Origin of the sequence: Galbibacter pacificus, assembly GCF_029603165.1 — a bacterium.
Lineage (GTDB): Bacteria > Bacteroidota > Bacteroidia > Flavobacteriales > Flavobacteriaceae > Galbibacter > Galbibacter pacificus.
In genome coordinates, this window is record NZ_JAQSVC010000005.1 from 290,317 (window position 1) to 312,915 (window position 22,599).

Annotated in this window: 20 protein-coding genes; 10 read left to right on the forward strand and 10 right to left on the reverse strand. The window is 38.4% G+C overall.

Annotation, left to right across the window (positions count from 1 at the left end; genetic code table 11):
- Nucleotides 1–11: 11 nt before the first annotated feature.
- The 3 genes from PSF86_RS14720 (at nucleotide 12) to PSF86_RS14730 (ending at nucleotide 7,541) form a co-directional block, all read left to right on the forward strand.
- Nucleotides 12–3,386 carry a SusC/RagA family TonB-linked outer membrane protein gene (locus PSF86_RS14720; protein ID WP_277900856.1) on the forward strand — a complete coding sequence of 1,125 codons (3,375 nt, stop codon included), beginning with the start codon at nucleotides 12–14 and terminating at the stop codon, nucleotides 3,384–3,386.
- 4 nt (nucleotides 3,387–3,390) lie between these two features.
- The gene (locus PSF86_RS14725; RefSeq protein WP_277900857.1) at nucleotides 3,391–4,923 is read left to right on the forward strand and encodes a SusD/RagB family nutrient-binding outer membrane lipoprotein; all 1,533 of its coding nucleotides are present in this window, start codon (nucleotides 3,391–3,393) and stop codon (nucleotides 4,921–4,923) included.
- Nucleotides 4,924–5,021: 98 nt separating this feature from the next.
- Nucleotides 5,022–7,541, forward strand: coding sequence for a phosphocholine-specific phospholipase C (locus PSF86_RS14730; RefSeq protein WP_277900858.1), 2,520 nt, complete (start codon nucleotides 5,022–5,024; stop codon nucleotides 7,539–7,541).
- 64 nt (nucleotides 7,542–7,605) lie between these two features.
- Here the strand turns inward: PSF86_RS14730 and PSF86_RS14735 are convergent, their stop codons facing one another.
- From PSF86_RS14735 to PSF86_RS14745, 3 genes are read right to left on the reverse strand one after another with little or no spacing between them, the layout of a single operon-like run.
- Nucleotides 7,606–8,142, reverse strand: coding sequence for an RsmD family RNA methyltransferase (locus tag PSF86_RS14735; RefSeq protein WP_277900859.1), 537 nt, complete (start codon nucleotides 8,140–8,142; stop codon nucleotides 7,606–7,608).
- Nucleotides 8,143–8,973 carry a DUF3822 family protein gene (locus PSF86_RS14740; protein WP_277900860.1) on the reverse strand — a complete coding sequence of 277 codons (831 nt, stop codon included), beginning with the start codon at nucleotides 8,971–8,973 and terminating at the stop codon, nucleotides 8,143–8,145.
- Complete coding sequence (locus PSF86_RS14745; protein ID WP_277900861.1) at nucleotides 8,954–9,601, reverse strand: hypothetical protein; 648 nt, start codon at nucleotides 9,599–9,601, stop codon at nucleotides 8,954–8,956. Before PSF86_RS14745 ends, PSF86_RS14740 begins: the two co-directional genes overlap by 20 nt.
- A 109-nt stretch (nucleotides 9,602–9,710) precedes the next feature.
- On the opposite strand from PSF86_RS14745, the gene PSF86_RS14750 reads away from it, so the two are divergent.
- From PSF86_RS14750 to PSF86_RS14775, 6 genes are read left to right on the forward strand one after another with little or no spacing between them, the layout of a single operon-like run.
- Nucleotides 9,711–11,141 (forward strand): ATP-dependent DNA helicase, encoded by a 1,431-nt coding sequence (locus tag PSF86_RS14750; RefSeq protein WP_277900862.1) that lies wholly within the window; start codon nucleotides 9,711–9,713, stop codon nucleotides 11,139–11,141.
- A 50-nt stretch (nucleotides 11,142–11,191) separates the two neighbouring features.
- Nucleotides 11,192–11,758: a DUF4126 domain-containing protein gene (locus tag PSF86_RS14755; RefSeq protein WP_277900863.1), complete on the forward strand. Its 567-nt coding sequence runs from the start codon at nucleotides 11,192–11,194 to the stop codon at nucleotides 11,756–11,758.
- 51 nt (nucleotides 11,759–11,809) lie between these two features.
- Nucleotides 11,810–12,538 carry a 3-deoxy-manno-octulosonate cytidylyltransferase gene (kdsB, locus tag PSF86_RS14760; protein WP_277900864.1) on the forward strand — a complete coding sequence of 243 codons (729 nt, stop codon included), beginning with the start codon at nucleotides 11,810–11,812 and terminating at the stop codon, nucleotides 12,536–12,538.
- On the forward strand, nucleotides 12,529–13,248 hold the full coding sequence (locus PSF86_RS14765; protein ID WP_277900865.1) for an HAD family hydrolase: 720 nt from the start codon (nucleotides 12,529–12,531) through the stop codon (nucleotides 13,246–13,248). The genes kdsB and PSF86_RS14765 overlap by 10 nt, the downstream gene beginning before the upstream one ends.
- A 23-nt stretch (nucleotides 13,249–13,271) precedes the next feature.
- Nucleotides 13,272–14,354: an iron-containing alcohol dehydrogenase family protein gene (locus tag PSF86_RS14770; protein WP_277900866.1), complete on the forward strand. Its 1,083-nt coding sequence runs from the start codon at nucleotides 13,272–13,274 to the stop codon at nucleotides 14,352–14,354.
- A complete protein-coding gene (locus PSF86_RS14775; RefSeq protein WP_277900867.1) occupies nucleotides 14,354–14,911 on the forward strand; it encodes a 1-acyl-sn-glycerol-3-phosphate acyltransferase in 558 nt (185 codons plus the stop codon). The genes PSF86_RS14770 and PSF86_RS14775 overlap by 1 nt, the downstream gene beginning before the upstream one ends.
- Here PSF86_RS14775 and PSF86_RS14780 read toward each other — a convergent pair.
- From PSF86_RS14780 to gcvT, 4 genes are all read right to left on the reverse strand, one after another.
- Nucleotides 14,900–15,619, reverse strand: a complete 720-nt coding sequence (locus tag PSF86_RS14780) for a YebC/PmpR family DNA-binding transcriptional regulator (RefSeq protein WP_277900868.1) — start codon at nucleotides 15,617–15,619, stop codon at nucleotides 14,900–14,902. The genes PSF86_RS14775 and PSF86_RS14780 overlap by 12 nt on opposite strands.
- Before the next feature lie 272 nt (nucleotides 15,620–15,891).
- Nucleotides 15,892–16,176, reverse strand: coding sequence for a 4a-hydroxytetrahydrobiopterin dehydratase (locus tag PSF86_RS14785; RefSeq protein WP_277900869.1), 285 nt, complete (start codon nucleotides 16,174–16,176; stop codon nucleotides 15,892–15,894).
- A 57-nt stretch (nucleotides 16,177–16,233) separates the two neighbouring features.
- Nucleotides 16,234–17,046, reverse strand: a complete 813-nt coding sequence (locus PSF86_RS14790) for a sugar nucleotide-binding protein (protein ID WP_277900870.1) — start codon at nucleotides 17,044–17,046, stop codon at nucleotides 16,234–16,236.
- Nucleotides 17,047–17,087: 41 nt separating this feature from the next.
- Nucleotides 17,088–18,176 carry a glycine cleavage system aminomethyltransferase GcvT gene (gene gcvT, locus PSF86_RS14795; RefSeq protein WP_277900871.1) on the reverse strand — a complete coding sequence of 363 codons (1,089 nt, stop codon included), beginning with the start codon at nucleotides 18,174–18,176 and terminating at the stop codon, nucleotides 17,088–17,090.
- Nucleotides 18,177–18,462: 286 nt separating this feature from the next.
- Here gcvT and PSF86_RS14800 point away from each other — a divergent pair, with 286 nt between their 5' ends.
- Complete coding sequence (locus PSF86_RS14800) at nucleotides 18,463–19,542, forward strand: Gfo/Idh/MocA family protein (RefSeq protein WP_277900872.1); 1,080 nt, start codon at nucleotides 18,463–18,465, stop codon at nucleotides 19,540–19,542.
- Between the two features lie 86 nt (nucleotides 19,543–19,628).
- On the opposite strand, the gene PSF86_RS14805 is transcribed toward PSF86_RS14800, so the two are convergent.
- From PSF86_RS14805 to PSF86_RS14815, 3 genes are all read right to left on the reverse strand, one after another.
- Nucleotides 19,629–20,114: a DUF4168 domain-containing protein gene (locus PSF86_RS14805; RefSeq protein ID WP_277900873.1), complete on the reverse strand. Its 486-nt coding sequence runs from the start codon at nucleotides 20,112–20,114 to the stop codon at nucleotides 19,629–19,631.
- A gap of 157 nt (nucleotides 20,115–20,271) precedes the next feature.
- Nucleotides 20,272–21,585, reverse strand: a complete 1,314-nt coding sequence (gene thrC, locus PSF86_RS14810) for a threonine synthase (RefSeq protein ID WP_277900874.1) — start codon at nucleotides 21,583–21,585, stop codon at nucleotides 20,272–20,274.
- Between the two features lie 92 nt (nucleotides 21,586–21,677).
- On the reverse strand, nucleotides 21,678–22,598 hold the full coding sequence (locus PSF86_RS14815; RefSeq protein WP_277900875.1) for a homoserine kinase: 921 nt from the start codon (nucleotides 22,596–22,598) through the stop codon (nucleotides 21,678–21,680).
- Nucleotide 22,599: the final 1 nt, after the last annotated feature.

Consider the following 22,599-nt stretch of genomic DNA (forward strand, 5'->3'; position numbering starts at 1 on the left):
TAATTTAAATTATGAAACAAATCACTATTAAAAGCAGGTATTTGTGCAGGAAGCAGGTATTGTGCTTTTTGTTACCTTGTTTTTTTTCCCTTGGACTAATGGCAAATGTACCCAAGAATCAAAGTAATATTGACTTGACCAAATATAGGGTGGCCCTTAAAAAAGAAGTTTATCAACTTGAAGATATCTTTAAAATTGTAGAAGATAATGTTGAGGTTAACTTTTTTTACGATAAAGTATTGGTGAACGAAAAGCAGACGGTTCGTTTAAAAAAAGAAAAAATTACCATCAAAAACCTCTTATTAGAGGTTTCATACCAACTAGGTTTAAGTTTTAAGCAAATAGACAATATTATAAACGTAGGTTTAAAAGAAGCTTTAAAACAAGACCCAATAATAATTAAAGGAAAAGTAACCTCCTCGGCAGATGGTTTAGGATTACCAGGGGTAACGGTACAATTAAAAGATGGAAGTATTGGGGTTACCTCTGATTTTGAAGGCAATTACGAAATACAGGTAAACAGCCCAACGGATATTCTTGTATTTAGCTATTTGGGGTTTAAACCAGTTGAAGAGAAGATAAATAACCGAAAACTAATAAATGTTGCTTTACAAGAAGATACCCAGCAACTGGATGAAGTTGTAGTAACTGCACTTGGAATTAAGCGTGAGGAAAAATCGCTTGGATATGCCGTTCAAAAAATTGGAGGCAATCAGGTTCAGGAGGTAAAAGGGGTAGACGTGGCCACTTCTTTATCGGGTAAAGTAGCAGGTCTTTGGATTCAAAATAGTACAGAGTTTAATGAGTCTCCCGATATTAGGTTGCGTGGCGGTACCTCGAACCCTTTATTGGTAATAGATGGTGTTCCTTATGGAAATATGAATTTATCTGATGTAGCCTCGGATGATATTAAAGAAATAAGCGTGCTTAAAGGAGCAACTGCTTCGGCATTATATGGTGCCAGGGGAAGCGGGGGAGCTGTAATTATAACAACCAAAAGTGGCGGAAATGGCTTGAGCATAAACAGTAATAATATGTTCTTTGCAGGGTATTTGGCCCTTCCCGAAGTGCAATCTTCCTACAGTGCAGGTTTAGGGGGAACTTATAGTGCTACAGATTATGTATGGGGGCAAAAATTGGATATAGGTATCATGGCCGAACAATGGAATCCAGAAACAAAGCAATATGAGAACATGCCACTTACGTCTCGTGGAAAAGATAATTTTAACGATTTTTTACAGCCCGGCTTTATTGTAAACAACAATATTAGTTTTGCACGAACAGGAGACATAGGTTCAATTAGAACTTCTTTTACCCATGTTTTAAATAAAGGGCAATATCCAAACTTAAAGCTAAACAGGTTTAATTTTAATGTTTCGGGAACGCTAAACCTTAGCGATAACTTTGATATAAAAGCAAACCTAGGTTATAACAGAAGTATGGCTCCACAAACCACCGGAGCGGGTTATGGTTCGCAAGGCTATATGTATCAAATATTGCTATGGACAGGGCCAGAGTATGAGCTCTCAAAATATAGGGACTATTGGGTTATACCTAATGAACAACAAAATTGGCATTATCAAGCTTGGTACGATAATCCTTATTTAATTGCATATGAAAAACTGAAAAGCGATGAACAAAATATAACCAATGTAAACATTACTGCCGATTATAAACTTTTTGAAGGGGCTAAACTGACCGGGAGAATCGGCTACGATTTTTATTCCAATGAATTCAATACTCAAAACCCGGCCGGAATCAATTCAACCAGAGGATGGTACGTAAACGGTTTGTATAAGCAGGAGCAATATAGGGGGTATAGTTTAAACTCGGATGTGTTGTTTAACTATGCTAAAGAAGACCTGATTAAAAACTTTGATATAGACATAACAACTGGAGTGTCGATTTATAAATATGAAGATCAGTATAATATGGCTTCTACCCGTAACGGACTTGTGGTCCCGGGTATTTCTTCTTTAAACAATTCGGTAGAACGTCCCGATGTGGCAACTTCAACATACAGAAAACAAGTAAATAGCTTTTTAGGGCTGGCTTCTTTTGCTTATGCCGATACTTTCTTTGTTGATGTAACCGGAAGAAACGACTGGAGTTCTACGTTGCCTTCGTCTTCGCGGTCTTATTTTTATCCTTCGGTAGCCGGAAGCTTATTGTTGACCGAATTGGGCTTAAATCCGTCATGGTTGGATTTATGGAAGGTAAGGGGCTCCTGGACTGTATCTAAAAAAGATTTAGGGGTTTACGATACCAACGTAAATTATTCGGTAAACCTTGGTGTATGGGACGGTTATAATACAGCAGCATATCCTTCAACCATAAAAACGTCTATTGTAGAGCCAGAAACAAGCAGAACATGGGAGTTTGGAACAGCCGCATATTTGTTTAAAAACAGAATTATGCTGGACATGGCATATTATAACATTTACACATACAATCGCCAAGTATCTACCCCAATACCATCTTCGTCAGGGTTTAATGAAACATTGATTAATATTGATGAAACAATAGAGCGCAGAGGTTTGGAATTCACACTAAATGCAGGCGTTGTCAAGTCTGAAAATTTTAGTTGGGACGTATCCTTGAACTGGTCGAAAACACATGCCTATTATAAAGATTTGGATCCAGTGTATTCATCTGATAATTTATGGGTAAAAAAAGGCGGTAGAGTAGATAATTATACCATTCAGGATTGGGAGAGGGATCCGCAGGGAAATGTTGTCTACAATACGGGTGGATTACCGATTAGGAGTAATTATACAACATTTTTAGATTATAGCGATCCGGATTTTTTATGGGGATTCACCAATACGTTTAACTACAAAGACTTTAGTTTGTATTTAAGTTTTGATGGGCGCGTTGGCGGAACTTTATACAATTATACATCGTACAAAATGTGGGATACTGGCTCTCATCCCGATAGCGACAATCAATGGAGGTACGATGAAGTTGTAAACGGAAACGAGTCGTTTGTTGGTAATGGAGTTAAAGTGGTTTCGGGAGAAGTTAGTTACGACCAATATGGACAAATAATGGAAGATACCAGGGTTTTTGCACCAAACGACACTCCAGTATCATATGAAACCTACGCAAGAAGGTATGGAGACGGAAGCTTGGGCGCAAAAGATGCCACGTTTGCTAAATTAAGAGAATTGTCTTTTGGATATACATTGCCTAAAGATGTAAGCGAAAAAATTGGAGTGGCCAATGCAACAATAGCGTTAACGGCTCAAAACGTTTTCTTGATTACTAAAGATTTTGAATTTGCAGACCCCGACTGGAATTCGGATAGTGATCTATCCTCTCCGTCACAACGGTTTGTTGGATTGAACATAAAATTACAAACACTAGCTAAAGGACCTAAAAAATAATATTATGAAAACTATATATAAAATTGCATTTGCAAGTATATTGATACTTTGTGGCGCATGTGCAGATATGGACAAAATTAACACGAACCCAGATGGGATATCATCTGTAACGCCACAAATGTTGGCCACAAAGCTTATTTTGAATATAACAAACGACGATATAGGAAGCGAAAAAGGATTCATGTTGCCTTTTATGAGGGATAAGTATATTTTATGGAGCGAATATCCGGAGGATGCACAATACAACCGTTTGAACAGGGCCAGTTTTAGCGACATGACACGCTTAACCGATGCCCAGAAAATGATGGAATTATCTCAAGATTTAAAAGAAGGGGAAAAGAACGCCTATACCGGATTGGCATATTTTATCAGGGCTTATTATTTCTTCAATTTAACAATTCAAGTTGGAGATATGCCATACAGTGAAGCAATTAAAGGTGAAACAGAGGGAGATACCAAACCTACTTACGATATCCAAAAAGATATTTTTATTGGTATTTTAAAGGAACTGGACCTAGCAGACAACCTTTTTGCAAATGCCAGCCAGTTTGATGGCGATATAATCTATGGAGGTGATGTAAACAAATGGCGTAAAATGGTAAATTCTTTTCAGTTAAAAGTATTAATCAATTTACACAAGAAAACCGGAGATAGCGATTTAAATGTGGCTCAGAAGTTTAAAGATATTGTAAATAATCGACCTATTTTCAGTAATAATGAAGATAATTTCAGTTTGGTATATTCCAATCAACAAAATCAAATGTACCCTTTCTTCAAGCAAGGTAATCAATTTGTAATTTATCCAATGGTTTCAAGTGTTTTGATTGATAAGCTAAAAATATTGAACGATTACAGGTTGTTTTATTACACAGAACCATCACCAGTAAAAATAGAAGAAGGCCTATCGGATTCAGATTTTGATGCATATGTTGGGGTAGAACCCTCTTTAGAATACTCGGCGGTAAGTTCTATTTCTTCGTCAAAAGATTATTCAGATATAAATTTAAGATATAAAGAAACCCCCGAAGGAGAACCGGTTTATCTATTAAGTTATGCCCAAGTAGAGTTTATGTTGGCCGAGGCTGCCGTAAGAGGCTGGGTTGGTGAAACCCCTGAAGAACACTATAATCAAGGGGTAAAAGCGGCAATGGAGTATGTAAGGGATAATACACCAATAAATACGTATAACCACGGTATGGATATTACAGATAATTATATTGAGGCATACATAGAAAGTGCTGAGGTAAAGTTGAGCTCCGATCCAAATACTCAAATGGAACAAATTATCACTCAAAAATATTTAAGCACCTTCTTACAGTCGCCATTAAGCGCTTTCTTTGAAAACCGCAGGACCGGATATCCGTATTTTGAAATCAATCCAGCAAGTAATCAAAACGAACCCTCCAATAAATTACCTGTTAGATGGATGTACCCATCCGATGAAGTGCAATATAACCTAGAGCATGTAAATGAAGCAACAAACAGGCAATATAACGGGGTGGATGATAATAATGGAATTATGTGGATACTTCAGTAAGACTTATCAGTTGAATTCTTCAATTAAAATATATTAATTACAATAAAATTAATGTAGAATTCACTTTTTTACTACTTTCATTTAAAGAAAACCTAAAAATGGATACCAGAAGAGACTTTTTAAAAAAAGCAACATTGTTTACGGGCGGGATGAGTGTTTTGCCTACGTTTCCAAATTCAATAAAACGGGCATTGCAGATCGACCCCGAAAAAGGTTCTAATTTTTACGATGCCGAACATATTGTACTGTTAATGCAGGAAAATAGATCGTTCGACCACTGTTATGGATCTTTAAGAGGGGTAAGGGGTTTTAACGATCCGCGTGCAATAAAATTACCTAATAAAAACCCGGTATGGTTGCAGCACGATGAAAAAGGAAGGACTTTTGCACCATTTCGCCTAAACATGAAAGAAACTAAGGCGACTTGGATGGGCGGATTGCCACATTCGTGGACAGATCAAGTTGATGCAAGAAATAATGGAAAATATGATAAATGGCTGTTTGCAAAGCAGCCAGGAAGAAAGGAGTATAAAGATATTCCTTTTACCTTAGGATATTATAACAGAGAGGACCTGCCGTTTTATTATGCTTTTGCAGATGCCTTTACGGTGTTCGACCAACATTTTTGTTCTTCGCTTACCGGAACAACCACCAATAGGCTATTTTTTTGGTCGGGAACCCATAAGGATAGGGAAGGGTTTGCTCATGTAAGAAATTCGGAGGTGGGCTGGGACAGGGAAATAAACTGGAAAACCTTTCCCGAAAGATTGCAGGATCACGATATTCCGTGGAAAGTATATCAAAATGAAATAAGTTTTTACAATGGCTTGGAAGGTGAAGACGAATCTTATCTTGCCAATTTTACCGATAATAATTTAGAATGGTATTCTCAATTTAATGTCCGCTATACAAAAGGGTATCAAAATTACCTAAAAAACAGTCTTAATGATTTACCTGTGGAGATCGATGAGTTAGAGGAAAAAATTAAAGAAACACCAAAAAGAAAGGTTCAACCGTTACAAAACGAATTAGAAGAAAAGAAGGCTAAATTAAAGCATGTACAGGAAGAAAGCGAACGTTGGAACCCGTTAAACTTTGAAAAGCTTTCCGATTATCAAAAACAATTACACCAAAGGGCATTTGTAACAAATAGCAATGATCCAGATTATCATGAAACGGAAGAAATAGCTGTTGAAATTGAAGGTGAAAAGGAAACCTTAAAGGTCCCTAAAGGAGATATTCTGGATGCATTTAGAAAAGATGTCAATGCCGGAACCCTGCCAACGGTTTCTTGGTTGGTGGCACCCCAAAAATTTTCAGATCATCCAAGCGCCCCATGGTTTGGAGCATGGTATGTTTCTGAGGTTTTGGACATTCTTACCAAAGATCCAGAAGTATGGAAAAAGACCATATTTATTTTAACATACGATGAAAACGATGGTTATTTCGATCATGTTCCGCCATTTGTGGCTCCCAATCCTAAAGATGCTCATTTGGCATCCAAGGGGATGGACCTTCATCAAGAATACGTAACACTAAAGGAAGAACTGGTAAAAAATAGGGTTAACGAAAATAATGCAAGGGAAAGCCCGGTAGGGCTGGGTTACCGTGTGCCAATGGTGGTGGCATCTCCATGGACGCGTGGCGGTTGGGTAAATTCGGAAGTGTGCGATATAACCTCGACCATTCAATTGATGGAAAATTTCATACAAAATAAATATGGAAAAGATGTAAAAGAAACCAATATTAGCGAATGGCGTAGATGTGTTTCCGGAGATTTAACTTCTGCCTTTAGAACTTTTAAGGAAGATGATTTTAAATTTTCTGATTTTGTAAAACGGAATGAATTTATGGGAGAAGTCATAAATGCCCGAGCTAAAAAATTACCTTCAAATTACAGGGAATTGTCCGATGATGAAATTTCCACGGCCAAGAAGGCTATAATGAAAGCCGACTTTTTACCACAACAAGAGCCGGGTGTTAAAGATTCATGCGCCTTGACATATGAATTGTATGTGGACGGAAAACTTAACATGGATACACTGGGGGTTGAAGTATTTTTTGAAGCATCCAATAATATTTTTGGAGAAAAAGCCAAAGGCGCGCCGTTTAATGTATATGCTTTTAATCGAAAAAATGAACAGTCAACGTTTAATTGGCCTATAACGGTAAAACCCGGGGATAAATTATTGAATAATTGGAGCCTGAAAGATTTTAGAGAAGAGGAATATCAATTATCTGTGCACGGGCCTAACGGATTTTATAGAGCGTTGCAAGGAAATGCAAACGATCCCGATTTGAATATCGATTTTGACTATGAAAAAAACACCAAGCGCGTAAAAAGGGTTTCTGGTAATATTATGCTGCACATAACCAATAATTCCAACAAGCCGCTTAAAGTAGTTCTCGAAGATTGTTCGTATGGGCAAGAAATGCAACATATAGTTGTGAAAGCAGGAAAGCGTGAAACAATTATTTTAGATGTAAATAAAAATTACAACTGGTATGATTTTAAACTAACGGTTGAAGGCAATAATACATTTAAAAGAAGATACGCTGGTAGGGTTGAAGTGGGTAAAGCATCTAAAACCGACCCGTACATGGGTAGGGTACAATAAATAATTTGGGTTGAGCTGAATTATAATTCCGCAAATGTTTTATTGCATTGCGGAATTTTTTTTGTTAAAATTCAAAAAAGCTAAAAACGCTGCTCCCGTATTTTCGCTTTTCGGTAAATCCGTCAATTTCGCTGAGGTCGGTTTGCTTGGCATGTTCAATAATTAAAATACCATCTTCTTCAAGAAGCCCGTTCTTTTTTACCAGCATGGGGATTTTGTTAAATTCCGTCAATGGTATGTCGTATGGGGGATCTGCAAAGATAATGTCTGCTTTTTGGATGGATTTTTCCAAATAGGTAAATACATCGCTTTTAATTGGCTGTATGGGAAATTCCAGCTCACTTTTTATTTTATTTATGTATTGCACGCAGCCCGAATGCGCATCGACCGAAGTAATTTTTGGTACGCCCCTGCTGGCAAATTCAAAACTAATATTTCCTGTACCGGCAAAAAGGTCCAAAACGGTTAGCTCGTCAAAATAAAATTGATTGTTAAGAATATTGAACAAACCTTCCTTGGCAAAATCGGTCGTGGGCCTTACGGGTAATTTTTTTGGAGCAATCAACCTTTTTCCTTTGTATTTTCCAGAAATAATGCGCATTTATAAACTGTTTAATAAAACAAGTGTTTTAGGGGCGTTGAGCTTTTCTATAACATTGTTTAGTTTTGGCGGGTAATAAGCTTCCCCGATTTTTAGGTTTTTTATATACCGATAGGCAATTTTGTACAATTCGCTTTCCTCAGAAACATTGCCAAGCAAAAAGGTAGGAGTTTCCTCGGGGTTTAGGTGAAGTTGTTCAATTGTAAAAAGCAAGTAATAAATAAAGTCTTCTTTTTGAAGGTATTGAAAGGTGTTGTATAAAACCAATTTCTTTTGGTCCAGCACAATTATTTCAAAGTGCATGCTATCTATGTGTACATAAATGGTTTTTGGGTCGCTTTTTTTGGCGTTGTTGATAAGCGTTTCTACCAATACGGTAGAAAAATGTTTGTATTCAAAATCGCCAAATTTTTCAAAAAGGTAATTGTTTACATTGGTAAAGGGCACATATACATTATACATATCGTGCTCTTTAAGCTCGTCGTAATTAATGTAATCGTTTTCTAAAATTTTGACATTATATTTTAAATAATCAGAAAGATTGCTTTCGTTAAAAAGGGATTTTGGCACAAACGACGATAGCTCGTTTTCATGAACCGCAATAATTTTGTTGAAGGAGCTCCCTTTTATGGAATCTTTGTCAAACCAGTTTTCCAGATGTGCCAAAAGGCTTTCTGCGTTCGCCTTTTTGTCAAAACTAACGGTATCTATGGTTTCAATTTCGTTTAAGGCGCTATCTGCAATACAAAAAGAAAGTCCACTCAAGCTAACTTGAATGGACAGTTCTTTAAATGATTTATCTAGTATGTTACTACTCTTTTTTAGTGTCATAATATGGTGGCCAGTTTGCACTTGTGCTTACTTCTGTAAGGCTACCTACTTTAATTTCAGGACCATTAACTTCTTCTACCGAAATAGCAGATTTTTCCTGATCCACAAGATCTTTTGGTTGATCGTACAGTAAAACAGATTTATTAACCTTCACCTCAAAAACAGGAGCGTTAAATCCGTTTGCATTGATCATCTTGGCATCCATGGTGAATTTCTCGTTGTTCTCTGCATAAGGAACCGTTGCAAGGTTTTTGTAAGAATCAGAACCTCCAAATAAAGAATCCTTAACAGGTACAAATCCTAAAGTATCAATAACTTTAACCTCTCTTTCCATGTCGATACGGTAGGTTTCATCGTATTCCATATAAGAAGAGTCCCTTTGTTGTGTAAGTGTATACTGAGCTGTATCGATGAATTTGATCAAACTAGGAAAATCTTTCGCAAATTTACCGGTTACAGTTCTGTATGCTTCCTGAGCATCCCTAATATCTTTTAACTTATCGATTACGGCCGAATATCTTTCTTTTTTTACTTTGTCAAATTTTATTGGCCCCATTACAGAAGTATAAATTTGATACGCGAAAAAAATACTTAAAAGCCAAAGGACAATTTGTATTACTGTCTTCATTTTTTAATTTTTGAATTAAAGAGGTTTTACGCAAATCTACAATTTTTTTTCATTCATGAAAGAGATAGCCAAAAAAAACATCACTAATTTTGAACGATAAATAGATTTTATGGACGCTGCATCATTTTATAAGTTACTAAAAGAAGAATTCCCGCACAGCCCAACGCACAAGCAAGATGTTGTGCTTCAACAACTTTCAGATTTTATATATTCCGAAGAAAGGGAAGAGGTGTTTTTGCTGAAAGGGTTTGCCGGTACCGGAAAAACTACCATAATTGGTGCAATGGTCCATAATTTGTGGAAAACCATGCGAAAATCGGTACTTTTGGCACCCACAGGAAGGGCGGCCAAGGTAATTACCAACTATTCGGGCAGGACGGCTTTTACAATTCACAAGCATATTTATTTCCCGAGAAAACAAAGTGGGGGCGGGGTAAAGTTTGTCCTGGCGCCCAATAAACATAAAAACACCATATTTATTGTAGATGAAGCTTCCATGATTCCCGATTCGTCCGCCGACTCTAAAATTTTCGAGAACGGTTCCTTGCTCGACGATTTAATGATGTATGTGTATTCCGGGCATAACTGCAAGCTCATCCTTATAGGCGATACCGCACAATTGCCGCCCGTGAATTTATACCTGAGCCCGGCTCTTGACGAGAACAAACTTTCGCTTAACTACAATAAGGAAGTAAAAAAAATAGAACTGGACGAAGTGGTAAGGCAACAGTTAAATTCGGGGATACTTTTAAACGCCACCAATTTAAGGGAACAATTGCAGGACGATTACGCAAATGATTTTCAATTTCACGTAAAAGACTTTACGGATATTGTCCGGCTAATCGACGGTTATGAAATACAGGATGCCATCAACCAGTCGTACAGCGAAAACGGCAAAGAAGAAACGGCCATTATCGTGCGGTCCAATAAAAGGGCAAATATGTACAACCAGCAAATAAGGAGCAGGATTCTTTTTTTGGACAATGAATTGGCTGCCGGAGACTATTTAATGGTAGTAAAGAACAATTATTATTGGGTAAAAACGTCTTCTGAAGCCGGCTTTATTGCCAATGGCGATATAATTGAAGTACTTGAGATCTTCGCCATAAAGGAACTGTACGGGTTTAAGTTTGCTGAAGTAAAAGTACAAATGGTAGATTACCCCAACATGAAACCTTTTGAAACCGTACTGCTCCTTGATACGTTGGATGTTAATTCGCCTTCACTTTCCTATGAAGATGGTAACAGGTTATATCAAGAAGTCATGAAAGATTATGAAGACGAAACGTCCAAGTACAAAAAATTCTTAAAAGTAAAAAACAACAAATATTTCAATGCGCTCCAGGTAAAATTTTCCTATGCGGTTACTTGCCATAAAAGCCAGGGAGGGCAATGGAATACGGTATTTGTAGAACAGCCATATTTGCCAAACGGGGTAGACAAAGATTATTTGCGGTGGCTATATACCGCCGTAACAAGGGCAAAAGACAAATTGTATTTAATTGGTTTTAAAGATAATTTTTTTGCCGACATCCATTAAAAGTAAAATGCTTACATTTAATAACATTTTTTACCCATATATTAAAAAGAATGACATCAGAAGCTATTATAAGTATTTTTCTGGGCATCGGTCTGGCGGCTTCCGTTGGGTTCAGAGTTTTTCTGCCATTGTTTGTTTTAAGTCTGGTCGGCCATTTCGATATTATAAATTTAAGCGAGCACTGGGAATGGATTGGTTCTGTTCCGGCATTGATAGCCTTGGCGGCGGCCATGGTACTGGAAATTTTTGCCTATTATATCCCTTTTATAGATAATTTGTTAGATACCATTGCGGTTCCATTGGCAGCAATAGCCGGAACAGCGGTCATGGCGTCTACCATGGCAGAGCTTTCCCCGGTTGTAACATGGGCATTGGCAATTATTGCCGGTGGGGGAACAGCCAGCATTGTAAAAGGGGCCTCGGCAGGAACAAGGGTAACGTCGTCGGTAGCAACGGCGGGACTTGGAAATCCCGTTGTTTCAACGGTGGAAACAGGCGGTTCCATAGCATTGTCCTTGGTGGCCATATTTTTACCAATAGTAGCTATTGTGTTGGTTATCATTATTTTAATGTTTATATTTTGGTTTTATAAAAAACTAGGGGGTAAGAGCAACTAAATTCTCAATTTTATCTCTTATTTTTGTTAATTCATAAAGGTTTTTCAACTAATGAAGATAATTTCAATGATACCGGCCAGATATGCCGCTTCACGATTCCCCGGAAAGCTTATGCAGGACCTTGGGGGCGAGACCGTAATTTTACGTACCTACAAGGCAGCCGTAAATACCGGCCTTTTCGACGATGTTTTTGTGGTAACCGATAGCGATATTATTTTTAAGGAAATTGAAAATAATGGCGGAAAAGCTATTATGAGTATAAAAGAGCACGATTGTGGCAGCGATAGAATAGCCGAAGCTGTTGAAAACATGGATGTGGATATCGTTGTCAATGTACAGGGCGATGAGCCTTTTACCGATAGGGAAAGCCTGGAAAAAGTAATAGAGGTTTTTAAGGAAGATGCCCAAAAGGAAATCGATTTGGCCTCTCTTATGACCAAAATTGAAGATTGGGAAGAAATAAGCAACCCCAATACCGTAAAAGTAATTACCGACGAACGTGGGTTTGCCTTGTACTTTTCCCGTTCTCCCATTCCATATCCAAGAGATAAAAACATCCATGTAAGGTATTTTAAACATAAAGGTGTATATGCATTTAGAAAACAGGCAATTGTAGATTTTCAGCGGTTGCCCATGCGCTCTTTGGAAGCTACCGAAAAAATTGAAGCTATTCGTTATTTAGAATATGGAAAGAAAATAAAAATGGTGGAAACCGATAGCGAAGGTATAGAAATAGACACCCCAGAAGACCTTGAAAGAGCCAAAAAAGTATGGAAATAAACTATAAGGACATAAAAATTATCGGTTTTGATGCCGATGATACCTTGTGGGTAAACGAAACCTATTTTAGGGATGCCGAACACGAGTTTGCAAAACTGCTTTCGTCTTACGAAACAGAAAACAAAATCGACCAAGAGCTCTTTAAAATGGAAATGCAGAATTTGGAGACCTATGGATACGGAATTAAGGGTTTTATGCTTTCTATGATAGAAAGTGCCATAGATTTGTCAAATAACAAGGTAAACAATGCAACCATTTCCAAAATTTTGAATCTAGGTAAAGAGATGATCAATAAACCAGTTGAACTGTTGGATGGTGTAGAGGAAGTATTGCAGGCTTTATCGCAAAAATACCGGGTTATCCTTTTAACAAAAGGCGACTTGCTGGATCAAGAACGAAAACTAGAAAAATCCGGACTTTCAAAATATTTTCACCATATAGAAGTTTTAAGTGATAAGAAAGAAGAAAACTATAAAAATTTATTAGATCATTTAGAAATAGACGTCAAGGAGTTTTTAATGATAGGAAATTCCTTGAAGTCGGACGTGTTACCGTTGGTAAATATTGGGGCCAAAGCAATTCACGTTCCCTTCCATACCACATGGGCACACGAAATGGTAAAAAATGAAGAAGATAACGATACCTATATAAAAGTAGAAAAAATAAAAGATGTCCTTCAATTGATGGAAATGGAAGAAGAACATCGTTAATAATAAAAACTGAAGAAGCGTACATGAAGTATAAAAATTTTCCAATGGTTCCTAAAGTGGTTTTCGGGCGTGGGTGCTTTAGCCAACTTGATGAAATATTAATGCCAAAACGTAAAAGCGACGAAGCTCCTTTTATTTTTTTGGTCGATGATGTTTTTGAAAATGACAATTGGATTTTATCAAGAATACCCTTGTTGTTCAACGACCAAATTATTTTTATCCCTACGGATGAAGAACCTAAAACCGATCAGGTAGATGCACTTGTTGAAAAAATTAGGCAAGATGCCACTCAAATGCCTTCCGGAATAATAGGTATTGGCGGCGGTACTGTAATGGATATTGCCAAAGCCGTTTCTATTATGCTTACCAGCCAAGGAAGTTCGGCCGATTACCAAGGATGGGACTTGGTAAAGAACGAGGCAATATACCATGTGGGAATCCCCACGATAAGCGGAACGGGCGCAGAAGTATCACGGACTACCGTACTTACGGGACCAGATAAAAAATTGGGGATAAATTCAGACTATACCCCTTTCGATCAAGTGGTGCTGGACCCGGAACTAACAAAAGGAGTTCCCAAAGACCAATGGTTTTACACGGGAATGGATTGCTATATTCACTGTATTGAATCGTTAAACGGAACTTATCTAAATGCCTTTAGCCAAAGTTATGGAGAAAAGGCACAGGAACTTTGCGATGAAGTATTTTACAACGGTAATCTCACGACCGAGGAAGCCCAGGATAAATTAATGATGGCTTCTTGGCACGGCGGGATGAGTATTGCCTACTCCCAGGTTGGGGTGGCACATGCCATGAGTTATGGGCTTTCTTACTTGTTGGGGACCAAACACGGTATCGGGAATTGTATTGTTTTCGACCATTTGGAAGGATTTTACCCAGAAGGCGTGGCGCAGTTCAAAAAAATGAAAGAAAAACATGGAATTGTACTTCCAACAGGTCTGTGCGCTAACCTTACCGATGCTGACTTTGATACTATGATTAATGTTTCTATGGGGATGGATCCCTTATGGGAAAATGCATGTGGGAAAAATTGGAAGGATACCATAACTCCCGAGAAATTACGTAGTTTATACGAGAAAATGTAATGAAAGAAATTTCTAAATGGATTTTCTACAAATTATTGGGTTGGAAGCTTATTGGTGAATTTCCTCCATTATCAAAATATATTATAATAGTCGTGCCGCATACCAGCTGGCACGATTTTTATATAGGGGTATTGGTACGGAGCATGGTTAATATTCCTATAAATTATGTGGCCAAGAAAGAGCTGTTTAACACACCGCTCGGTTGGTATTTTAAATGGACGGGCGGAGCGCCCATAGACCGGTCCAAAAACAGCAATACGGTAGATGCCATTGTTTCTTTGTTTGAAGAACGTAATGAGTTTAGGCTTGCAATAGCCCCTGAAGGAACAAGGAAAAAGGTAACAGAATGGAAAACGGGGTTTTATTATATTGCCAAAGGGGCAAAGGTGCCAATTGTCATGACAGCGTTTGATTATAAAAATAAAGAGGTCCGAATAGAACCTCCTTTTTGTCCGTCAGATGATATGAAATCCGACTTTAATTTTATGTACCGTAATTATTCGGGGGTGATAGGAAAAATACCTGAATATTCTTTTGATGAAGAATTAATCTCCTGATTCCTCCATGGTATGGTAAACATTCTGGACATCGTCATCTTCTTCAATTTTTTCCAGAAGTTTTTCCACATCGGCAACTTCTTCTTCATTCAATTTCTTGGTTACCTGCGGAATACGCTCAAATCCTGACGAAAGAATTTCAATTCCACGCCCTTCCAGTTCTTTCTGTATGGCTCCAAAACTTTCAAATGGGGCATAAATTAAAATGCCGTCTTCATCGGTAAAAACTTCTTCGGCGCCAAAATCGATCATTTCCAATTCCAATTCTTCTGGGTCGATGCCTTCGGCGGGAATCCTGAAATTGCAGGTATGATCGAACATAAATTCAACAGACCCACTGGTTCCCAGACTTCCGTTACATTTGTTAAAATAGCTCCGTATGTTGGCAACCGTGCGGTTGTTGTTGTCTGTGGCGGTTTCAATTAAAATGGCAATTCCATGGGGGGCATAGCCTTCAAATAAAACCTCTTTGTAGTCTTCGGTGTTTTTATCAGAAGCACGTTTTATGGCCCTTTCAATATTATCCTTGGGCATGTTTGCCGTCTTGGCATTTTGTATAACGGCCCTTAACCGTGCATTGGCATCTGGGTCGGGACCTCCTTCTTTAACGGCCATTACGATGTCTTTCCCTAAACGCGTAAACGTTTTGGCCATAGCAGACCAACGCTTCATTTTCCTTGCTTTTCTAAACTCAAAAGCTCTTCCCATAAAATATCCTTAATTATAATTTCCCAGCAAAAATAAATAAAGAGTTTAAAAGTTGAAAGTTATAAAGTTGAAACTTACCAACGACCAAACTCTGGCGAATGTATCAGCAGTTTTTTAATAATGCCTTTTACAATATGCAACTCTTTATTTGCTGTTCACTCACTATGTGAGATTTAAGATGCCCAGACGCTTGCGTCTGAATGTTATATATTTTTCCATTTAATGCCTCGTGTGCTTTCGCCAAGGTACTAGCAACAATCATCAATAGGCAATTACCCTTTAATAATTTCTTCAATCTTATTGGCCAATGCAAAGTCTTTTTCGGTAATGCCATCTGCATCGTGCGTGTTCAGCCTAATGGTTAGGTTGTTGTATACGTTGCTCCATTCGGGATGATGATTTTGTGCTTGTGCTTCAAAAGCAATACGCGTCATCATGGCAAAGGCATCGGCAAAGTCTTTAAAATCCAACGACGTTACCAAATAGCCTTCTTCATAATCCCAATAATCTAGTTTTGCTATGCGTTCTTGTATATCTTTTTCGCTTAAAGTTTTCATATAATGTCTTTTTGTAAAGGTAAGAAGTTATACAGCCAATGTTTAATTTGCAGGGGTTTATTTAACCTTCAACTCGTTTATTACGTCAAAATGACTAAAATTAAGGTGTTTTGGCAGTTTGTTGTCTTTTGGGAGTACCGCCAAAAACCTGTCGAAATTAGAGGTATATACGTTTTTCAGCAAAGGTTTTTCATAACCCAATGCTTCAATGGCTTCTTTTATAAATTCATCGTGATGTATCAGGTCCGAACTTCCTAAATGGTATATTCCTTTTCGGTTTCTGTTCACAATATAATGTATTTGTTGCGAAAGCTTGTCGGCATAGGCAACATTCATTACCAAGTCTGGAAAAACTTCGTAAGCCTCTTTTTTGTCGATAAAATATTTTAGTTCTTTAATACGTGGCGAATGGCTCCCGAAAACCATTGGCAACCTTACAATGGTGTAATTTTTCTCGGGAAGCTGCATTAAAGCCGTTTCTATTTTTATCTTAAACTTTCCATAGGTGCTCATTGACAGGGTTTTGTCGAACTCATACGATGGAAAATTGCTAAACGCATCAAAAACATTGGCCGATGATAAAAAAATAACCTTGCTATTGCTCGCCCTGCAATAATCTGCAATATCTTGATGCGTATCTATTTGTGCTTCAAAATCCCCTCTTAGGGCAGAAATGATAACATTAGGGCGAACCTTGGTTACAATATCGATAAGGTCGTCGTTTTCCATGTCAAAACGGAAAAAATGCTTGTTATTGGAGTATATCTTTCCCGTATGGTAAGTGCCATAAGTATCATAATAGGCGCACAGTTCTTTGTAAATTGCCCCTCCAATAAATCCGCTTGCCCCTAATATTAATATCTTTTTCAATAAATGCTATCTTTCTTTTTTTAGGAGAACTTATAGTTTCCTTATTTATTTTTATAGAATGGAAGTTTAACAATTTTTGCTTCCACTTTTTTCTTTCGTATCTGCAAATATATGGTGGTTCCCTCTTTGGCATAGCTGGTTTTTACATATCCCATGCCTATACCTTTGCCCAACGATGGGGCCATGGTTCCACTGGTAACGTTCCCGATAATCTCATCAGAGTTGTTAATAATTTCGTACCCGTTTCTAGGGATTCCTCGTTCTATCATTTCAAAACCTACAAGTTTTTTGGCAACGCCATTTTCCTTTTGCTCTTTCAGGGCTTCGGCATTCACAAAGTCCTTTGTAAATTTGGTAATCCAGCCAAGCCCGGCCTCTATAGGAGAGGTGGTGTCATTAATATCGTTTCCATAAAGGCAATAGCCCATTTCCAGGCGCAACGTATCTCTGGCGGCTAGGCCTATTGGTTTTATGCCAAAATCTTTTCCGGCTTCCAATACTTTGTTCCAAACCTGTTCCACTTCGCTGTTTTTACAGTAAATTTCAAAACCGCCGCTTCCGGTATATCCCGTTGCCGAAATAATTACGTGTGGAATTCCGGCAAATTCGCCCACTTCAAAATTATAAAACTTAATGGCCGAAAGGTCAACAGGCGTTATGGATTGCATAGCTTCCACAGCCTTTGGACCCTGGATGGCCAATAGCGAATAATCATCTGAAATATTTCGCATCTCGGCACCGATCCCTTCATTATATTTAGAAATCCAGTTCCAGTCCTTTTCAATATTAGAGGCATTTACCACCAGCAAAAACTGTTCTTCCTTTATCTGGTAAATAATCAAATCGTCCACAATCCCGCCATCTTCGTTAGGCAGGCAAGAATATTGTGCTTTCCCGATACTAAGTTTAGAGGCATCGTTGCTGCTCACCTTTTGGATAAGCGTCAGGGCATTTGGCCCGCTAATAAGAAATTCCCCCATATGGCTTACGTCAAAAACACCCAAATGTTCCCTTACGGTCTCATGTTCAATAGTAACACCTTCATATTGCACCGGCATGTTGTAGCCTGCAAACGGAACCATTTTGGCACCCAATTCAATATGTGTATCAGTTAAAGCAATATTCTTCATTTTTGTATATTTAAAGTTACAATGCCTATACGTTAGGCGTTGCAAAATTATTTAAAATATCCTCAGAAATAAAACAAACCAATAAAGAATAAAATGGCGAAGTTTTTTATGGGGAGCATAAAGGTAAAAGTTATGTTTGCAAAAGCTGTTGCCCGCCTTCACTATTACACACCTGTCTGGTGTTCCAGCCAGGTGGGGTATACGCTCAGTCGGGGCTAGATGGCTACGCTTGCGATATTTTTTATATGTTTATAGCAGATTTTAATTTAGTATAAAATTTTAAAAAATGAATACCAACAAATTAAAAGTATTGGTAGTTGGATGCGGGAATATGGGCGCATCTCATGCAAAAGCATATCATGCAATGAAAAATAAAATAACCATATGCGGATTGGTATCTACCGGGGAGAGCAAAGAAAAACTCAATGCTCAATTAGGCCATGAATACCCACTTTTTACCGATTATTACAGGGCCTTGGGCGCCACCCGTCCCGATGCGGTATGTATATCCACATATCCCGATACGCACGAGGCATACAGCATAGCTGCACTGGAAATGGGCTGCCACGTATTTCTTGAAAAGCCCCTGGCCGATACTGCCCAAGGTGCCGAGCGCGTAGTACAAGTTGCCAACAAGATGAACAAAAAAGTGGTCGTGGGCTATATTTTGCGCCATCATCCTTCTTGGCAAAAATTTATAGAAATGGCGCACACCATGGGCAAACCATTGGTTATGCGCATGAATTTAAACCAGCAAAGCCACGGTTATATGTGGAACGTACATAAAAACCTTATGAAAAGCTTGAGCCCGATTGTAGATTGTGGGGTGCATTACATAGATGTTATGTGCCAAATGACCCAGGCCAAACCCATACAAGTGGCTGCTATTGGGGCACGCTTAACCAATGATATTCCGGCGGGGAATTACAATTATGGTCAGTTGCAAATACATTTTAGCGATGGTTCGGTTGGTTGGTACGAAGCCGGTTGGGGCCCCATGATAAGCGAAACGGCTTTTTTTGTAAAAGATGTGTTCGGCCCAAAAGGAAGCGTGTCCATTGTTGCCAATAAGGCTGGTGGGGAAGGGGCTTCAGACAACGTGGACAGTCATACCAAAACGGAGAGCCTAAAAGTACATTATGCCGATATCGATGCCGATAACGAGTTTACAAGGGAAGACAAATGGATCAATCTAACCGATGAACCGGACCATCAAGAATTGTGCAACCGTGAACAGCAATTTTTTATAGAGGCCATACAAAACAATACAGATCTAAGCGACCATATGAACGATGCCGTTAATAGCTTAAAAGTGGCCTTGGCCTGCGACAAGTCGGTAAAAACAGGAGGAATTGTTAAGTTGTAATAATCGAACTCAGGTTTAAAATAAAAAATACCCGACTAAATTTGCTTAGTCGGGTATTCTAATTTTGAATTATACTAATTTACTGGCTATCCTTGGGTTTTTTTCACCATAATGCCCTGTAGCTTTTGCTGTAATGCCTTATCTGCTTGAATGGCTGCTCCAACGGCCTGGTAACGTTCTACGGTCAAACCGCTGTCTTTAATTATGGCTTCCATTTTGGATTCAAACTCCGGACGCATTTTTTCAATTTCGGCAATTGCATTTTTATGCTTGGTTTTTTCCTCTTCGGTAGCATCTACTTCCTTATTTGGGTCGGCAGTTGCTTCTTGTATTTCCTGAAAGCGCTCAACTTCCAATCCTTGGCCTTCAATGGTTTTCATGATTTTTTGTTGCGCTTTTTGGTTTTCCATCTGCATTCCCATATAAGCTGTGGCAAAGTTTTCCAATTCGGCATCAGAAACGTTGGTTGCCTGCTCGGGAGCGGCAGGTTGTTGAACTTGGGCAAACAAGCCTGCACTGCCTATTAAAGTTACAAACAAGAGGGCTATTTTAATTTTTTTTGCTGCTAACATAATTTCTAATTTAAATTTCTCGTAATTAAACAACAAGGTTAATAATTATCTGTCCACTTAAAAAAGAATTTGCAGGAATACATTTAAATTTAACGTATGTTTAATAAATAACCTTACTGTTTTGTTAAAATGATGCGGTTGGATATAAATCCAGTATTTATTTTAGTTGTTCCCTATTTTTTAAAAAAGATTTTAACGCTTCGTAATTTTTTACGGAATGGCTAACTTTTTTTCTGTCGATTACGGTCTTTATCTGTTCGGGAATTGGTACCGTAACATCTAGCGTTTCTTCAACAACGTCTAAAAACTTAACCGGGTGGGCTGTTTCCAAAAATATCCCCAAAGTATTTTTGTCTTCGTTTAAATACTGTTTTAGGCCCATGTACCCAACGGCCCCGTGCGGATCGGCAACATACTGCGAAGTCTTGTAAATGGCCTGCATGGTTTTTTTGGTGGCTTCATCGGTAAAACTATATGAAGAAAACAGTTCTCCCAATTTTTCAAAATTGTTATCCAGTAAAGTTTGTATTCTTATAAAATTGCTTGGATTTCCAACATCCATGGCGTTCGAGATGGTTTGTTGCGAAGCTTTGGGGCTGTATTTTTGCGTAGCCATATATTGCGGAACGGTGTCGTTAATATTGGTAGAAGCAACAAAATGCTTTACTGGAAGCCCTAATTTGTGAGCCATGATCCCTGCACAGATGTTCCCGAAATTTCCACTTGGGACCGAAAAAACCAATTCTTGGTGTTTGGATTTTAACTGTTTGTACGCAAAGAAAAAATAAAACATTTGCGGCAGCCAACGGGCTACATTGATTGAGTTTGCCGAGGTTAAATTTTCAGCTGTTAAATCAGGGTCCAAAAAGGCTGTTTTAACCATGTCCTGGCAATCATCAAAAACACCATCTACTTCCAGTGCGGTAATATTTTGCCCTAACGTTGTTAACTGTTTTTCCTGTATATCGCTTACTTTTCCGCTAGGGTAAAGAATAACAACTTCTACACCTTTTACCCCTAAAAAACCGCTGGCCACTGCACCACCGGTATCTCCAGAAGTTGCCACCAAAACGGTAACGGTTTCATTTTTTTTATTTCTGTTGAAATATCCCAGACAACGTGCCATAAAGCGTGCCCCAATATCTTTAAATGCCATTGTGGGTCCATGAAAGAGCTCCAGGGAATATACATTGTCTTCAATTTTTACCGTTGGGAAGTCGAAGCACAATGTCTCTTTTACAATTTTCTTTAATTCCCCGTCTGGAATTTCACCGTTTACAAATTGATGAATTACTTTAAATGCAATTTCTTCGTTTGAATATTGCTCGATATTATCAATAAAATCTTTGTCAAGCGGTTTTATTTCGTTAGGGAAATATAGGCCCCTGTCTGGGGCAATTCCTTTTACTACAGCTTCTTCAAAACTGGTAACGGAATTATTTTTAGTGTCGTTTAGACTGTAATATTTCATTTTATCGGTGTTCGTTGTTTGTATTTTTTATTTCAATCAAAAGCATCAACGCGTTTAATTGTAAGCCATTTTTAAATCACTTCGGTATTTATTTACAAAAGCCTTACGCCTTTGGTGTTGATTTTTGATACATGAATATCGTAATCTACCCCAAAATCTTTGTAAACTTCGGCCATGGCTTTTGCAGCTTTTTTTGCAGTTTCCCCGCCTTTTGACAGTGCAAAAATGGAAGGCCCGGAACCTGAAATTCCACTTCCGAGGGCTCCTGCCTCTTTTGCGGCTTCCTTTACTTTGTGAAAGCCGGGTATTAACGGACTGCGCATGGGCTCCACAATTTCGTCGTGCAAACACCTTGAAATTAAATCGTAATCTTCGGTGTAAAGAGCACTTACCAATCCAGCTAAATTACCCCATTGTTTAATGGCTTTTTTCAACGGGATATTTTGTTTGATTACTGAGCGCGCATCGGCTGTTTTTACTTCTATTTGCGGATGAATAACCGTTGCAAAAAGCTCCTTTGGAGTGTTTAATTTAAGCACTTCCAAAGGTTCGTATCCTTTTACCAAAGTGAAACCGCCCAAAAGTGCCGGCGCAACATTATCGGCATGCGGTGCGCCGCTTGCCAATTCTTCACCTTGCATGGCAAAGGCAACCAATTGATTTTTTGTAAAAGGTTTATCGAGAAGTAAATTTACCCCATAAACTGCACCAGCGGCACTTGCGGCACTGCTTCCAATACCGCTTCCGGGCTTAATTTTTTTAATGATTTCAATTTCAAACCCAAAATCACTTTCAATTTCATTAAGCATGGCTAGAACAGCTACGCCCGCAACGTTTTTTTGGGCTTCCAAAGGAAGTTCCTGCCCGGTGATTTTAGAAATGCGCACTCCTTTTTGCGAAGTTTTCCTTATAATCATTTCGTCTCCGGTACTTTCTAAACAGAGCCCTAAAACATCAAAGCCACAGGAAACATTGGCAATGGTGGCGGGACAGAATAATTTAATCTCGTTCATG

Bases quoted from the DNA above. Each gene is read 5' to 3' on its own strand.
- PSF86_RS14720 (WP_277900856.1), top strand. From the start codon at position 12: ATGAAACAAATCACTATTAAAAGCAGGTATTTGTGCAGGAAGCAGGTA.
- PSF86_RS14725 (WP_277900857.1), top strand. From the start codon at position 3,391: ATGAAAACTATATATAAAATTGCATTTGCAAGTATATTGATACTTTGT.
- PSF86_RS14730 (WP_277900858.1), top strand. From the start codon at position 5,022: ATGGATACCAGAAGAGACTTTTTAAAAAAAGCAACATTGTTTACGGGC.
- PSF86_RS14735 (WP_277900859.1), bottom strand. From the start codon at position 8,142: ATGCGCATTATTTCTGGAAAATACAAAGGAAAAAGGTTGATTGCTCCA.
- PSF86_RS14740 (WP_277900860.1), bottom strand. From the start codon at position 8,973: ATGACACTAAAAAAGAGTAGTAACATACTAGATAAATCATTTAAAGAA.
- PSF86_RS14745 (WP_277900861.1), bottom strand. From the start codon at position 9,601: ATGAAGACAGTAATACAAATTGTCCTTTGGCTTTTAAGTATTTTTTTC.
- PSF86_RS14750 (WP_277900862.1), top strand. From the start codon at position 9,711: ATGGACGCTGCATCATTTTATAAGTTACTAAAAGAAGAATTCCCGCAC.
- PSF86_RS14755 (WP_277900863.1), top strand. From the start codon at position 11,192: ATGACATCAGAAGCTATTATAAGTATTTTTCTGGGCATCGGTCTGGCG.
- kdsB (WP_277900864.1), top strand. From the start codon at position 11,810: ATGAAGATAATTTCAATGATACCGGCCAGATATGCCGCTTCACGATTC.
- PSF86_RS14765 (WP_277900865.1), top strand. From the start codon at position 12,529: ATGGAAATAAACTATAAGGACATAAAAATTATCGGTTTTGATGCCGAT.
- PSF86_RS14770 (WP_277900866.1), top strand. From the start codon at position 13,272: ATGAAGTATAAAAATTTTCCAATGGTTCCTAAAGTGGTTTTCGGGCGT.
- PSF86_RS14775 (WP_277900867.1), top strand. From the start codon at position 14,354: ATGAAAGAAATTTCTAAATGGATTTTCTACAAATTATTGGGTTGGAAG.
- PSF86_RS14780 (WP_277900868.1), bottom strand. From the start codon at position 15,619: ATGGGAAGAGCTTTTGAGTTTAGAAAAGCAAGGAAAATGAAGCGTTGG.
- PSF86_RS14785 (WP_277900869.1), bottom strand. From the start codon at position 16,176: ATGAAAACTTTAAGCGAAAAAGATATACAAGAACGCATAGCAAAACTA.
- gcvT (WP_277900871.1), bottom strand. From the start codon at position 18,176: ATGAAGAATATTGCTTTAACTGATACACATATTGAATTGGGTGCCAAA.
- PSF86_RS14800 (WP_277900872.1), top strand. From the start codon at position 18,463: ATGAATACCAACAAATTAAAAGTATTGGTAGTTGGATGCGGGAATATG.
- PSF86_RS14805 (WP_277900873.1), bottom strand. From the start codon at position 20,114: ATGTTAGCAGCAAAAAAAATTAAAATAGCCCTCTTGTTTGTAACTTTA.
- thrC (WP_277900874.1), bottom strand. From the start codon at position 21,585: ATGAAATATTACAGTCTAAACGACACTAAAAATAATTCCGTTACCAGT.
- PSF86_RS14815 (WP_277900875.1), bottom strand. From the start codon at position 22,598: ATGAACGAGATTAAATTATTCTGTCCCGCCACCATTGCCAATGTTTCC.